This window comes from Pseudomonas sp. CBC3, assembly GCF_037967085.1.
GTDB lineage: Bacteria > Pseudomonadota > Gammaproteobacteria > Pseudomonadales > Pseudomonadaceae > Stutzerimonas.
The window spans coordinates 1,092,539-1,107,031 of sequence record NZ_JBANEO010000002.1 but is presented as its reverse complement, the minus strand read 5'-3'; the positions used below and the strand labels follow the sequence as shown (position 1 = coordinate 1,107,031).

The following is a 14,493-nucleotide window of genomic DNA, read 5'->3' as shown; positions in this document are numbered from 1 at the left end:
TTTTCGCGGTACGCCTCAAAGCTCCGGCCCCATGGAGAAATGCAGCCGCACGCCGCCATTACTGTCCAACGGATGGGCCAGATCGACACGAATCGGCCCGACCGGCGAAACCCAACGAACGCCCAGACCAACGCTGCTTTTGAGCGACGGAAGCTCCAGCGAGTTGAACGCATTTCCCTGATCGATGAAGGTCGCCACGCGCCACTTGTCGGTGAGCGAATATTGATACTCAGCGCTGACTGCCAGCTGGTAACGGCCGCCGATGCGGTCGCCGTCCGAGTTGGTCGGCGATAGGCTCTGATAGTCGTAACCGCGCACGCTTTGATCGCCACCAGCGAAATAGCGCAGTGATGGCGGCACGTTGGTGTATTCGTTGGTCCAGTTGCCGCCGACCTGCACCCGACCAAGGAAGCGATGACGGTCCGCGAGCGTGATCAGGCCTTTCACCGTGGTGTTTGCATGGATCAGATCCGCGTCGGACAGCAGGCCGTCCTTCGCTGCGGCCAGCTCGAACTCCAGGCGGTAGCCACGGCTTGGGTCGATACGGTTGTCGCTGCGCAGATAGCTATAGGAGACGCCGGGCATCAACAGCGTGCTGACGCCCGTATCATCGCCCAGCTCATATTGTTCATGGCGCCATTTGAGCGACCAGACCCGCTGCCAGCCACTGGGCAGCTTCCGATGCCACTCGGGGCCGACTGTCAACAATTCGCTGAGGCTATCGTTGTCACCCAGCTCCTCGTATTGGTAACCGGCCGCATAGCGCAGCTTGTCGGTCAGCGGCGGGTCCAGCGGCACGTCGTACCAGAGTCCGACATTCTGACGCGGTGCCGAGAGTTCGGTCTCGACGCCGTAACTGTGGCCCTGGGGGTTGACCCAGTGACGGAGGAAATCCAGACGCATGCGCGGCCCCACGTCGGTGGAAAATCCCAACCCCAGCCCTAGGGTTCTTGGATCGCGCGTGGTCAGTTGCACCGTGACAGGAATGCGCTGCTGTTGGGCATTGGCCGGGTTGGCATCGACCCGTACCCCTTCGAAATAGCCACTGGACTGCATCGCCTGGTTGAGCTCGGCCACCAGTTCCGAGTCATAAGGCGTGCCCGCCTCGAACGGCACCATCCGCGCCAGCAGATCCGGGTCGAAGGGTGAATCGCCTTCGAAGCTGACATTCCCCAGCACATAACGCGGGCCGCTTTCGAACACCAGCTCGATGTCCGCGGCGTTGATCGAAGGGTCGATGGTCAAGCGCTGACTCGTGAAGCGACCTTCGAAGAATCCATAGCGCGAGGCCTGATTGAGGATCTGCTGCTTTACCTCTTCATACAGGCCGTGATTGAGCACCTCGCCGGTCCTGAGCGTGTTACGGGGCACACGGAAGGTACGCAACTCGCTGGCCGGCCCATCCACTCGCAGGGTGATATCGCGCAGTCGAACCGGCTCGCCGGGCTCGATACGCAGAATGAGCTGCGGATTCTCGCCACCGCTGACTTCGGATTCGATCTCGCCGTTGTAATGACCCAAGGCCTGCAGCGCCTTTTCCGCCTGTTCTTGGGCGATACGGCTGTAGCGCAGCAGTTCACGCTCGTTACGGTCGCCGAGGTCACCGATGTAGTTTTCGACGTTTTCGCGCAAGGCACGGTTGGACGGCTCGATCCTGACATCGAGCTCCGCTGAATGAACGCCAGTGGACATAAACGAGGCTAGGCCGACGGCAACGAGCCGGCCAACGGAGGACATACGCATGGCGAGCGATGCTAGCACGATAGACACCGAAGCTCGGATCGGCGTGGATGCGTGTAGCACGGTACATACAGCGTTAGGTAGAACATCGAAAAGCTTCGTCGGAAAACCACCGGTTGGACTATGCGCAACGCGCAAAAATTCGCCGCTATCCTCGACTGGCTTCGACCTGGCGCGGCGCGGGATGGAAGAACACGTGTTCGACCACCGGCCCGATCGCGACCTGACCGATTTCCTCATAGCCCTGCCGCTCATAGAAGTTCAGGTAGCGTGGATTGCCCGTGTCGAGCACCAATCCCTGCGAGGTCGTGTCCACAGCACACCAGTTATGCAGCGCCTCGAGCAGCTGTTCACCGTAGTGCTGCCCTTGAAACTGCGGATGGACGGCCATCAATGGCAGCACATGAAAAGCGCCCGGCGGCAGGCAGCCGAGCACTGCCGCGTGGTAATCGAGATATCGCCGGGTGCAGCGAAAGCCCGTGGTCATCAGCATGCGCATGCGCCAGACCCAACTCTCGGTGACATCCAGACGACGCTGCGGCGGCGCGATCAACGCCACGGCGATCAGCCGATCATCCGCCAGCAACCCCAGCGCGGGCTGATCCTGCAGAAAATGCTGATTGACCAGCTCACGCACGGTGGCGCGTACACGCTGGTCGTACCCGGGCCGATCGGATTCGAACAGGTAGGCATAGGTGGGTTCGTGACGGTAAGCGTTGTACAGAAGCGAGCGCGCCTCCCTGGCGTAACCACTGTCCAGCATTCGTACTTCAGCAGGCATCGGCATGGCAGTTCTCTTTCTTATGTTGTAGAGCGCTGAATTCACGTTAGCACCCGTACCGTGCTCGTGCCGCTTATTGGCGACCGGCTGATACGACTCGCACCGCAAAGGCCGAAACGATTAGAATCGCGGTTTTTCCGGAGCCCTCATCCATGAAGCTCGTTTCCTTCAATATCAACGGCTTACGCGCACGACCTCATCAACTTGCTGCGCTTATCGAAAAACACCAGCCGGACGTCATCGGTCTGCAGGAAACCAAAGTAGCGGACGAACAGTTCCCGCAGGCCGAGATCGAAGCGCTCGGCTATCACGTACATTTCCATGGTCAGAAAGGCCATTACGGTGTCGCCCTGCTATCGCGGCAGGCGCCGCTGGAAATCCACAAAGGCTTTCCCGGCGATGGCGAGGAATCGCAGAAGCGCTTCATCTGGGGCCGCTTCGCCGATGCCAACGGCCAGCCGGTGACCGTCATGAATGGCTATTTCCCACAGGGCGAAAGCCGTATCCATCCGACCAAGTTTCCCGCCAAAACCAAGTTCTACGCGGATCTGCAAGCCCTGCTGGAAGAGCGCTTCACGCCCGATCAATCGGTGGCGATCATGGGCGACTTCAACATCTCGCCTGAGGATTGCGACATCGGCATCGGCGACGTGAACGCCAAGCGCTGGCTGCGTACAGGCAAGTGCAGCTTTCTGCCGGAAGAACGCGAATGGCTGGCGCGGCTGAAGAACTGGGGTTTGCAGGACAGCTTCCGTACGCTCAACCCGGAAGTCGTCGATCGCTTCAGCTGGTTCGACTACCGCAGCCGTGGTTTCGAAGATGACCCACGTCGAGGGCTGCGCATCGACCTGATCCTGACCACCACCGGCCTGCATCAGCGCGTCATCAACTGCGGTGTCGACTACGACATCCGCAGCATGGAGAAGCCTTCCGACCACTGCCCGGTCTGGATCGAGCTGAACTGAGTCGCCGGTTCGACTCCACCCGCCGAGTTGCGCAGCGGGGTACTGATGCACAGATCGACATCCATCCAGGTCGGCGGTCACATAACGGTAAACAAAGCGTCTTAATCTCCCCGCTTCTTTGAAAGGGAGATTCGCTGCATGGCACTTTTTACGTCCGCACGCACCATTGGGAAACGGGTGCTATGCCTGGCGTTTCTCGCCCTGTTCTGTGCATCTCCCCTCTCGGTAAACGGAGCCGTGCCGGCGTTACCTGCAAAGGATCAGCCGGTACTGAGCATCCATGGGTCGAACACCGTCGGCGCCAAATTAGCGCCCATGTTGATCGCCGGTCTGTTCGAAGCACAGGGACTGCAATCGATAAAGATCGCTTCCACCAAGGAAAACGAGCAGCGGATAAGCGCAATCGACAGCAAAACCGGCCGCACGCTGCACGCCCTGGTTGCCGCTCACGGCACAGGCACTGGCTTTGCTGGGCTCGGAAACGGTTCCGCCGATCTTGCCGCCGCATCGCGACCCATCAAGAACAGCGAATACGACAGCCTGGCCAGCCTCGGTGACCTGCGCAGCGCACAGTCCGAGCAGATCATCGCCATCGACGGTTTGGCGATCATCGTCCATCCGAACAACCGAATCGCCTCGCTCAGCGTCGCGCAAGTCGCCGGCCTGTTCGCTGGCGAGATTCGCAACTGGCGCGAGCTGGGCGGCGATGATCTGACCGTTGAACTGCATGCGCGCGACGATCAGTCCGGCACCTATGACACCTTCAAGGAACTGGTACTCGGCACTCAGAACAAGACGCTCGCCGGCAGTGCCTTGCGTTATGAATCCAATGACCAGCTTTCCCAAACGGTCATCAGCCGCCCTGGTGCTATCGGCTTCGTGGGCCTCGCCTCGGTGGGAAGCGCCAAGGCGCTGGCGATTGCCGACGGCGACTCGGAGCCCATGCTTCCGTCCACCGCGTTGGTCGCGACCGAAGACTATCCGCTGTCGCGCCGTCTGTTCCTCTATGCCAAGCCTACTGCCCAGTCGGACTGGACACGGGCCTATCTCGACTTTGCCCATAGCGCCGCCGGGCAGGCCATCGTCGAAAAGGCCGGCTACGTCGCACAGGCAATCACTGCGATAAAGCTGCCGGCCCAACCCGACATGCCACAGCTTTACCAGGACCTGGCCAACGATGCCCGGCGGCTGACCGTCAACTTTCGTTTCGACGAGGGCAGCGCTCGGCTGGATAACAAGGCTCAACGTGATATCGGACGCTTGATCGATTATCTCCAGCGCGCTGACAAACAGATGAACGCCGCGGTGCTGGTGGGCTTCGGCGATGCGCGAGGGGACTCGGCGCGCACCGAGTTGCTGTCCAAACTCCGCGCTATGGCGGTGCGTCGCGAGTTAGCGCGTGGCGGCATTCTGGTTAAAGATATCAATGGGTTGGGTGATCAACTTCCAGTGGCTTCTGATACTCCGTCAGGTCGAGTCAAGAACAGGCGTGTAGAGGTCTGGCTTTACTGAACTGGCTAGATCGCGGCTTGTTTTCTACCACTACTCCACAGCCGATTTGGATGTATCGCCAACAAGCAGATGGCTGAGCACCGAGCGCATCTTGCCGGCCTTGACCGGCTTGTTCAGTACCGGCACGCCGAGGCCCTGCAGCTGCTTGCGGCACTGGTCGCTGCGATCGGCGGTGATCATCACCACCGGAATCGCCTCGCCGAAACGCTCGCGCAATGCCTGCGCCACTTCCCAGCCGGTGGTGCCCTGGTCGAGATGGAAATCGGCCAGGATCAGCTCCGGCGCCCGGCCGTCCAGCACGGCAATCGCCTGTGCCCGATCGGTCGCCGTGAGCACCTCGCATCCCCACTGGCCAAGCAGCGCGGCCATGCTGTGCAGAATGCTCAGCTCGTTATCCAGCACCAGCAGCCGCCGCCCCGGCAAGGGGTCACCCAGTTGCGGCACGCTGACCAGCGTCTCCAGATTGCGTCTGGGCATCGATTCACTCAGTGGCACCTCGATGCAAAAAACCGAGCCGCGCCCCGGTTGCGACCTGACCTGGATGCGGTAGTCGAGCATCTTGGCGATGCGCTCCACGATGGCCAGCCCCAGGCCGACGCCGCGCCGCTCGGCGGCACGCTCGACCCCGAGCTGATTGAATTCGAGGAAGATCGACTGCAGCTGGTCCTGGGCGATGCCACGGCCGGTATCCCAGACCTCGATGCGCAGCGAACCGCCGCGCTTGCGCGCGCCGAGCAATACCCGACCGCGTTCGGTGTAACGGCAGGCATTGCTGAGAAAGTTGCGCAGGATGCGGCTCAGCAGGCGGAAATCGGTCTGGATCGCATAGCGCGGAATGAAATGGACGAGTTGCAACCCCGCCGCCTCGGCGACCGGTTGGAACTCCGACACCAGCGGCAGCAGCACCTCGTCGAGGCCATAGCTATCGATGTCCGGCTTGATAGCGCTCTGGTCCAGCTTGGAAATGTCCAGCAGGTCGGTGAGCAGGTCCTCGGCGCCTTCCAGCGCCTGGTGCGCCCGCAGCACCAGATTGCGCTCGGCACTCGGCAAGTCCCGTTCGCACAGGGTGGAGATCAGCAGCCGCGCCGCGTTCAACGGTTGCAGCAAATCGTGGCTAGCGGCAGCCAGGTACTTGTCCTTGCTGAGGTTGGCCGCTTCGGCCGCGTCGCGGGCTTCGCGCAACTCGCAGGTGCGTTCGGTAACGCGCTGTTCCAGTTGCTCGTTGAGCTGCAGCAACCGCTGTTGCGCCTGCTTGCGCTCGGTGATGTCGGCGACGAAGCCCTCCACCAGGCCGTCTTCGTCCGGTTTGAGCAGCAGGTTCATCATGACGTCGATGAAGCTGCCGTCCTTGCGCCGCAACCGGGTTTCGTAGCCGAACAGGCCCAGCTGGCTGCTCAGGGTATGGCGAATCTGCAGCAGCTCTTCTTCACCGCCGATGAACAGGTGGTGCGACAGATCGGTGAGCGACCACAGCGCATCCTCCGGGCTGTCGTAGCCGAGCATGCGTGCCAGGGCCGGGTTGGCCGCGCGAATGCCCTCCTGCAGGCTGGCCTGGAAGATGCCGTGCACCGCATGTTCGAACAGCCACTTGTAGCGGTTGCGCTCGGCCTCCAGCTCCTCCAGACGGCTCAGCAACTCGGGGTAATGGCTCTTGCGCGCGGAATGGCTACCGAAGCCGAGCAGTTGAGTCAGGGCCTGCTGCTGATCGTCAGAGGGCTTCGGCATAGACGACCTCGACATCGCGCTGGGTCGAAGAACGAGGGTTGGTGAGGATGCAGGGGTCCTGCATCGCATGCTGCGACAGGAAGGGGATGTCCGACAGGTCGACACCATGCAGGCCGAGGCTTTCCTTGAACCCGATCGATTGCTTGAGGTTGATCAGATGCTGCACCAGGCGCTCGCGAACCTGCCGGTGGTTCAGGCCGCGCGTATCGATGCCCAGCGTCTGCGCGACGATCTTGAAGCGATCCGGCGCGGCATCGTAGTTGAACGCCACCACATGCTCGACCAACACCGCGTTACACAGCCCGTGAGGCAAGTCGAGATAGCCGCCGAGACTGTGGGACATGGCATGCACGGCGCCAAGAATCGCGTTGGAGAACGCCAGCCCGGCCTGCATGCTGCCCAGCATGATCTGCTCACGCAGGCCGATATCCGTCGGATTGGCGATCATCTGCACCAGATTGCCGTTGATCAGCCGCATAGCCTCCAACGCGTGGGGATCGGTCAGCGGGCCGTTGCCGGTGGAGACGAACGCCTCGATGGCGTGCACCAGCGCGTCGATGCCGGTACAGGCGGACAGGAAGGGATCCATGCTCGCGGTGGTTTCCGGGTCGATCAACGAAACGTCCGGCACCGCCGCCTTGCTGACGATGGAGAACTTCATCCGCTCGTCCTGGTTGGAGATGATCACGAACTGCGACACGTCGGCCGAGGTACCGGCCGTGGTGGGGATCAGGATCAGCGGCGGGCTGGGGACGCGCAGGGTATCTACCCCTTCAAACTCGATGATATGGCGACCATGGGCGACCACGATGCCGATGCCCTTGGCGCAATCCATCGGGCTGCCGCCGCCCACCGCGACGATCACGTTGCAGCCTTCATTGCGATAGACCTCGGCGCCAAGCATCACCTCTTCGCAACGCGGATTGGGCGATACATCGGTGAACAGGTGGTGTTCGATGTTCTGCCGCTCGAGGCTGGCCTGCACGTCGGCTACCCAGCCAGCAGCCACCACACCGGGGTCGGAAACCACCAGCACCTTGCGCGCGCCGAAGTTGCTGGCACAGGTGCCGACGCTGTGACGGCAACCGGCACCGAAGATGATTTCAGGGGAAACGAATTTACGCTGGAGGCTGATATTCGGGCTCATCACCGTGGCCTTTATTATTTTTGTAACAACCGCGCAAGCCTACTGGATTGGTCGGGTAAAGCAATGCACTCAAGGAATAGCGTGCGTAGGTCCGTCCCGTTTCGTTGCATAACCCGACGCGGCTTCGGCGAAACGGGATCAGAGCTAGGGTTGGCTTCCCAGACGAGCGTCGTTCAAAGCAGCGCTTGGTAGAAGCGTCATTCACGCTGAAGCGCATCAGCCAGATTGGCGGCGTTGCGAAAGCCGTGGCGTTCCACCGGATGCAGCTGATAGGCGGCGGTGGGTCAACAACAGACCGCCACCGGCCAGGGGCTGATAGCTGGCAGTACCTAACTGCCATGGGGCCGGGGTACGGTCAAAATCACCGGTGCGCGGAGCGCACCCTACGGCTGACTCAGGCATGTTTCCGTAGGGTACGCTCGGCGCACCGCCAAACTCACGCACCACAAGCCGCCCTCCGCTCTCGCGCCAAACCATGATCGCTCAGGCAATAAAGAATCCCGTCCTCGGCAAAACGCGGCTGTTGCAACCCGCCAGTACCTGAGCGTGCAACGCGCATCCGCCGGGTCGTACTCGATCCAGAACAGCCCGCGATGACCGGCCCGCAGCTCGGCGAAGTCCTGGCTGGTGGCGGCAGCCCGCTCGGCACTCCACTCGCTGGGCCAGGAGCCATAGGGAACAGCGGTTTTGCTCATGGTTGCTCCATCGTCCGGCGACCGGAGCTACCAGGTCAGACCTTGAGGATGAGTTTCGACGCTTTCTCGTTGCGGTAGCGTAGTTGATCGAGGCCCGGCGCGTTCTGCTCGGCCTGTTCGCGCGCAGCGAGAATCTTGCCGTGCTGCGCCGACTTGCTGCACACCGGGTCGGCATTCGCGGCGTCGCCGGTGAGCATGAACGCCTGGCAACGGCAGCCACCGAAGTCCTGTTCCTTCTCGTCGCAACTACGGCAGGGTTCGGGCATCCAGTCGTAGCCGCGAAACTTATTGAAGCCGAAGGAATGCCGCCAGATGTATTCGATGCTGTGCTCGCGCACGTTGGGAAACTCCACCGGCAGCTGGCGCGCGCTGTGGCACGGCAATGCGGTGCCGTCGGGAGTGACGTCGAGAAACAGGTTCCCCCAGCCGCTCATGCAGGCCTTGGGGCGCTCTTCGTAATAGTCGGGCGTCACGAAGATCAGCTTGCAGGGATGATTCTCGGCGGCGAGCCGCTCGCGCCACTGGTTGGTGATGCGTTCGGCCCGCTCCAGTTGCGCCTTGCTCGGCAACAGGCCGGCGCGGTTCAGCTCGGCCCAGCCGTAGAACTGGCAGGTGGCCAGCTCGACGAAATCCGCTTCCAGCTCCAGGCACAGCTCGATGATGCGCTCGATGTTGTCGATGTTATGCCGATGGGTGACGAAGTTGAGCACCATCGGGTAGCCATGCCGCTTCACCGCGCGGGCCATTTCCAGCTTCTGCGCAAAGGCCTTCTTCGAGCCGGCCAGCAGGTTGTTCACCTCTTCGTCGGCGGCCTGGAAGCTGATCTGGATATGGTCCAGCCCGGCTTCGGCGAAGCGGGCGATCTTCTCTTCGGTCAGGCCGATGCCCGAAGTGATCAGGTTGGTGTAGTAACCCAGCCCGCGGGCCGCCTCGATCAGCTCGGCCAGGTCCTGGCGCACCAGCGGCTCGCCACCTGAAAAACCCAGCTGCGCCGCGCCCATCTCCCGCGCCTGGCGGAACACCTCGATCCACTCGGCGGTACTCAGCTCCTCATGGCTGCGGGCGAAATCCAGCGGGTTAGAGCAGTACGGGCATTGCAGCGGGCAGCGGTAGGTCAGCTCGGCGAGCAGCCACAGCGGCGGACCGGGTTCGTAGCCGGGTTTAACGAAGCTCGATCCAGAACCGTTCAACGGCCACCTCCAGGAATGCCAGGATGTCTTCTTCGATGGCCTCCGCGCCGGGGAAACTCCCCTGCAGATCGGCAACGATTCCTCCTACCGTACGGGCGCCGTCGACCCGTTTGAGTATCTCGGCGGCGCTGTCGTTGAGCTTGATCATGCCCTCCGGGTAGAGCAAAACGTGACAGCCTTGCGCCGGCTCGAACTGGAAGCGATAACCGCGGCGGAAGACCGGGACTTTCAGCAGAATGTTCTCGTTCATGTCAGTTCACTTGCCAAATACGGGTGGCCATACACGCTGCGCGGGGTTTCGCACTCACAACGTAATGCCGTTGTGCCAAACCCGCTCACGGGTCACGGTGTGGTACGGCGGACGGCTCAATTCGTACGCCATGCTCATGGCATCGAGCATGCTCCACAACACGTCCAGCTTGAACTGAAGAATGTTCAGCATGCGCTCCTGCGCGTCACGCGTGCGGTAGTGGCCGAGCGTGATGCGCAGCCCGTGCTCGACGTCACGACGCGCTTCCTTCAAGCGCTTGTGGAAATAGTCATAACCGGAGGCATCGATCCAAGGGTAATGCTGCGGCCAGGCCTCCAGACGTGACTGGTGGATGGTCGGCGCGAAGAGTTCGGTCAGCGAGCTGCTCGCCGCTTCCTGCCAGGAAGCGCGCCGCGCGAAGTTGACGTAGGCGTCCACCGCGAAGCGCACACCTGGCAGCACCAGCTCCTGCGACAGCACCTGTTCGCGGTCGAGCCCCACCGCTTCGGCCAGCCGCAGCCAGGCCTCGATGCCGCCCTCCTCGCCGGGCGCGCCGTCATGGTCGAGGATGCGCTGCACCCACTCGCGGCGCGCGTCACGATCCGGACAGTTGGCCATGATCGCCGCATCCTTCAGCGGAATGCAGACCTGGTAGTAGAAACGGTTGGCCACCCAGCCCTGGATCTGCTCACGGTTGGCCTGCCCGGTGTACATCGCTCGATGAAAGGGGTGATGAATATGGTAGTAATCGCCCTTGGCACGCAGCGCCTGCTCGAATTCGGCGGGGGTCATGGCTGGCAGGGTCATCGCGGCTTCCTTATGCAGGTCCAGCGCTCAACGCGGGAAGGTTTGTCTCGTAGGGTGCGCTCTGCGCACCGGCTCTAATTACTCGGTGCGCAAAGCGCACCCTACGTCCGGAGCGCAGCTACAACTCGATGCTCATGCCATCGAAGGCTACTTCGATGCCGTGCTCGTCGAGAATGGCGCGCTCGGGCGAGTCCTGGTCGAGTATCGGGTTGGTGTTGTTGATATGAATGAGGATCTTGCGCGCCGCCGACAGGCCGTCGAGCACCTCGATCATGCCGCCCGGGCCGCTCTGAGGCAGATGGCCCATTTCGCTGCCCAGTTTGTCGCCGACCTCACGCACGCGCATTTCGTCGTCGCGCCAGAGCGTACCGTCCACCAGCAGACAATCGGCGCCGCGCATGGTGCCCAGCAGCGCCTCGCTCACCTGGCCCAGGCCCGGCGCATAGAACAGCTTGCCGCCGGTGCGGCGATCTTCGATGAACAGGCCGATGTTGTCGCCCGGATGCGGATCGTTGCGGTGCGGCGAATACGGCGGCGCCGAACTGCGCAGCGGAGTCGGCGTGATGACGAGGCTCGGACAGGCCGGGATGGCAAAGCTGCCGTCCAGCGCGATGGGGTTCCACTTCAGGCCGCCGTTCCAGTGCTCGAGCATGTTGAACAATGGAAAGCCCGTGGTCAGGTCCTGGTGGACCATCTCGGTGCACCAGACTTCATGCGGGCAGCCTTCGCGCAAGGTCAGCAGGCCGGTGGTGTGATCGATCTGACTGTCGAGCAGGATGATCGCGCCGATCGCCGTATCGCGCGGCTTGCGCGCCGGCTGCAAGGCGGGAAAGGCCTCCAGTTGCGCACGGATATCCGGCGAGGCGTTGCAGAGAATCCAGTCCACGCCGTTGTCGCTGATGGCGATGGACGACTGGGTACGCGCCTGGCCGCGCAAGGTGCCGGCGCGCAGGCCGGCACAGTTGGAGCAATTGCAATTCCACTGAGGGAAACCACCGCCTGCAGCAGAACCGAGAATCTGGATGAACATGCACTTCCCCCGATTGATAGAACCCCGGCCGAAGCCGGGGCGGAACAGTCAACGATTGGCGAAGTACATGGTCACTTCGAAACCAATGCGCAGATCGCTGTACTCGGGTTTAGTCCACATGGGTCGTTCCTCTTCTTATGAAGCCGGAGAATTCCGGCAGATTTGAGTTAACCATCAGGCCCGACACCCCCGAATGCTACTTTCGAACGAGTTTCGGTCCTGATTTGGTAGCGTGTCAGCGACACCTGTACGCCTGTCCGCTCCACATGTCGCATTCTTGCGACGGCTGTGCCGACATCCGCACTCTGCGGCCTACCTCTGACCGCTCAAGCTCGGGACTTGCGGTGACGCCGAGTGCTCCCGGCATATCACTTGCTGTATCCGTGCCATCTCCGACGGATGGATGACAGAAGGCGCCGCCGAAGAAGTCTATGGTTGAAGCGTTCGGTCAGCCGCTGGTTCGACAAAAAACAACAAGACGTCGGGACGTGCCCCCAGGCCCGTCATCGGCCAATGAGGATCACAATGAATTTGCATGCTTCGGATAATGCCAGCGAACTCGCAGCCTTCGTGGCTGATCACTTTCCCGAACGTGGCATTCAACCGGACGGCTTGATTGCTCAGTCCTGGTACCGAAGCGTTACCCAGCACCGCCTCAACCCGCACGGACGCTGCGAGAAGAACATTCTCACCGCTGCCGAGATCCGCCAGCACCAGGCTCAGCACCAGGAGTATTTGGCTGTCGCCAGCCAGGGCGTCACCGGCCTGGCCAAGCGCGTTGTGCAAGCCGGCTTCTCCGTGCTGCTCAGCGACGAGGGCGGCGTCACGCTGGATGCGCGCCTGCCCGCACAGCGCGACCTCTACACTCAGTCTGGGCTAATCATCGGTGCGCGCTGGGACGAATCGGTCGCCGGTACCAACGGCATCGGTACTGCCCTTGCCGCGACCCAGGCGCTGACCATCCACCGTGAGGAGCACTTCCTCGCCACGAACTTCCGCCTGAGCTGCTCGGTATCGCCAATCTTCGACGCCCAGGGCCAGCTGCGCGGCTGCCTCAACGCCACATGCCTGAACAGCGACGGCCCCAAGGAAGCGCAGTACCTGACCCTGCAATTGGTGATCATGTACGCGCGGCTGATCGAGAACGCCCACTTCCATCAGAGCTACCGCGATCGCCTGACCTTGGCCATCAAGCCACGCGACGACATCACCGATCTTGCCAATGAACAGCTGTTGGCCCTGGACGAACAAGGACGGGTGATCGGTGCCAACCGCGCCGCCTTCGTCGCCTACGAGCAAGGCCATAGAAGCGCCCTGCTCGGCCGGCCCATCGATAGCCTACTGCCGGCCAACGTCAATGAACTGCTCAGCATGACCAACGGCGGAGCCCGTGGCGTGCGACTGCGTTCCCTGCAGGGCGAGGCGCTGATGGATGTTGGCTTGCGCATTCCCGCGAACCATCTGCGCTCCGCGCGTCCGACGTCAGATGCGTGCGCTCGCACCCCGGCAAGCGCGCATCCCGACCTTGAACATCTCGGCGGCAGCGACCCGCAGTTGCAACTGGGCGTGCGGCGAATCCGCAAGGTGATCGATAAAGGTATCCCTATCCTCATTACTGGCGAGACCGGCACCGGCAAGGAAGCCTTCGCGCGGGCCGTCCATCAGGCCAGCGCCCGGCGAGGCGGTCCTTTCATCGCCCTCAATTGTGCCGCCATCCCGGAAACTCTGATCGAGAGCGAACTCTTCGGCTACCGTAGCGGCAGCTTCACAGGTGCCAGCAAGAAAGGCATGAAGGGCAAGCTGGAGCTGGCCAACGGCGGCACGCTGTTTCTCGATGAGATCGGCGATATGCCGGCGCATTTGCAAACCCGTCTACTGCGGGTGCTGGCAGAGCGAGAGATCTTTCCCTTGGGTGCCGAGACGCCGGTGCCGCTGGATGTGCAGGTGGTGTCCGCCACGCATCAGGATCTGCACGCGATGATCCAGGCCAGGCTGTTCCGCGAGGATCTGTTCTATCGACTCAGCGGCATGACCCTGGCGCTGCCGGCCTTGCGCGAGCGCAGCGACCGCGCCGAGCTGATTCACAACCTGCTCAGCGCTCAGGCCGACGCTGATGGATTACGCCTGGACGAAGCGGCACGCCAGCGCCTTCTCAACCATCCCTGGCCTGGCAATATCCGCCAGTTGCTCAATGCGCTACGTTACGCCGTGGCCCTGGCCGAAGACGGTGTGATCGATTGCGATTGCCTACCTGCCGAGCTGCATCAACCGTCCCTTCCCGCTCCGGCCGCGCCGCCGGCGCCAGCAGCCACCCTGGCCGACCAGTTGGGCGACGACGAAGCGCGCCATCTGCTGGCAGTCCTGCGGCAATACCGTTGGAACATCAGCGCGGCAGCCGAAGCCAGCTCCGTTTCCCGCTCGACGCTGTACCGCAAGATGAAAAAGCACGGCATCGTCCAGCCCAATGAGATGTTCTAGCTCTGAGTTGCAGGAGAGACTCAGCACGCCATGGAGCGAGCTGACCGCAGATGGCGAATGGCGATACCTAGGAAGGCTTTCCGTGCCTCGCCATCCTGGCGCCGTGCTTCACTGAAATAGTGCTCGGCAGTTCGAGGTCCGAGCTTTCCGCGGCTCTCCAGGGCGAGTCCTGA

12 protein-coding genes are annotated in these 14,493 nt (G+C 62.2%); 3 read left to right on the top strand and 9 right to left on the bottom strand.

Annotated features, from left to right (window positions below):
* Positions 1 to 15 precede the first annotated feature (15 nt).
* Positions 16 to 1,692 (bottom strand): autotransporter assembly complex protein TamA, encoded by a 1,677-nt coding sequence (locus V6943_RS12260; RefSeq protein ID WP_340553739.1) that lies wholly within the window; start codon positions 1,690 to 1,692, stop codon positions 16 to 18.
* Between the two features lie 196 nt (positions 1,693 to 1,888).
* Positions 1,889 to 2,527 (bottom strand): GNAT family N-acetyltransferase, encoded by a 639-nt coding sequence (locus tag V6943_RS12255; RefSeq protein ID WP_131648746.1) that lies wholly within the window; start codon positions 2,525 to 2,527, stop codon positions 1,889 to 1,891.
* Between the two features lie 146 nt (positions 2,528 to 2,673).
* Between V6943_RS12255 and xthA the strand changes: the two genes are divergently transcribed.
* Both xthA and V6943_RS12245 read left to right on the top strand, forming a co-directional pair.
* Positions 2,674 to 3,486 carry an exodeoxyribonuclease III gene (xthA, locus tag V6943_RS12250; protein WP_340553621.1) on the top strand — a complete coding sequence of 271 codons (813 nt, stop codon included), beginning with the start codon at positions 2,674 to 2,676 and terminating at the stop codon, positions 3,484 to 3,486.
* A 138-nt stretch (positions 3,487 to 3,624) separates the two neighbouring features.
* Positions 3,625 to 4,998, top strand: coding sequence for a substrate-binding domain-containing protein (locus tag V6943_RS12245; RefSeq protein WP_340553620.1), 1,374 nt, complete (start codon positions 3,625 to 3,627; stop codon positions 4,996 to 4,998).
* 30 nt (positions 4,999 to 5,028) lie between these two features.
* Here V6943_RS12245 and V6943_RS12240 read toward each other — a convergent pair whose 3' ends face one another.
* From V6943_RS12240 to pqqA, 7 genes are all read right to left on the bottom strand, one after another.
* Positions 5,029 to 6,723 carry a hybrid sensor histidine kinase/response regulator gene (locus V6943_RS12240; RefSeq protein ID WP_340553619.1) on the bottom strand — a complete coding sequence of 565 codons (1,695 nt, stop codon included), beginning with the start codon at positions 6,721 to 6,723 and terminating at the stop codon, positions 5,029 to 5,031.
* On the bottom strand, positions 6,707 to 7,870 hold the full coding sequence (gene ercA / locus V6943_RS12235; protein ID WP_340553618.1) for an alcohol dehydrogenase-like regulatory protein ErcA: 1,164 nt from the start codon (positions 7,868 to 7,870) through the stop codon (positions 6,707 to 6,709). The genes V6943_RS12240 and ercA overlap by 17 nt, the downstream gene beginning before the upstream one ends.
* 730 nt (positions 7,871 to 8,600) lie before the next feature.
* A complete protein-coding gene (gene pqqE / locus V6943_RS12230; protein WP_181103610.1) occupies positions 8,601 to 9,755 on the bottom strand; it encodes a pyrroloquinoline quinone biosynthesis protein PqqE in 1,155 nt (384 codons plus the stop codon).
* Positions 9,727 to 10,005: a pyrroloquinoline quinone biosynthesis peptide chaperone PqqD gene (pqqD, locus tag V6943_RS12225; RefSeq protein WP_181103613.1), complete on the bottom strand. Its 279-nt coding sequence runs from the start codon at positions 10,003 to 10,005 to the stop codon at positions 9,727 to 9,729. Before pqqD ends, pqqE begins: the two co-directional genes overlap by 29 nt.
* A gap of 54 nt (positions 10,006 to 10,059) precedes the next feature.
* Positions 10,060 to 10,812, bottom strand: coding sequence for a pyrroloquinoline-quinone synthase PqqC (gene pqqC, locus V6943_RS12220; protein ID WP_340553617.1), 753 nt, complete (start codon positions 10,810 to 10,812; stop codon positions 10,060 to 10,062).
* A 118-nt stretch (positions 10,813 to 10,930) separates the two neighbouring features.
* Positions 10,931 to 11,842, bottom strand: a complete 912-nt coding sequence (gene pqqB, locus V6943_RS12215; protein ID WP_340553616.1) for a pyrroloquinoline quinone biosynthesis protein PqqB — start codon at positions 11,840 to 11,842, stop codon at positions 10,931 to 10,933.
* A 48-nt stretch (positions 11,843 to 11,890) separates the two neighbouring features.
* A complete protein-coding gene (gene pqqA / locus V6943_RS12210) occupies positions 11,891 to 11,962 on the bottom strand; it encodes a pyrroloquinoline quinone precursor peptide PqqA (protein WP_115028541.1) in 72 nt (23 codons plus the stop codon).
* A 405-nt stretch (positions 11,963 to 12,367) separates the two neighbouring features.
* Here pqqA and V6943_RS12205 point away from each other — a divergent pair, with 405 nt between their 5' ends.
* Complete coding sequence (locus tag V6943_RS12205; RefSeq protein ID WP_340553615.1) at positions 12,368 to 14,320, top strand: sigma-54-dependent Fis family transcriptional regulator; 1,953 nt, start codon at positions 12,368 to 12,370, stop codon at positions 14,318 to 14,320.
* The last annotated feature ends 173 nt before the right edge of the window (positions 14,321 to 14,493 follow it).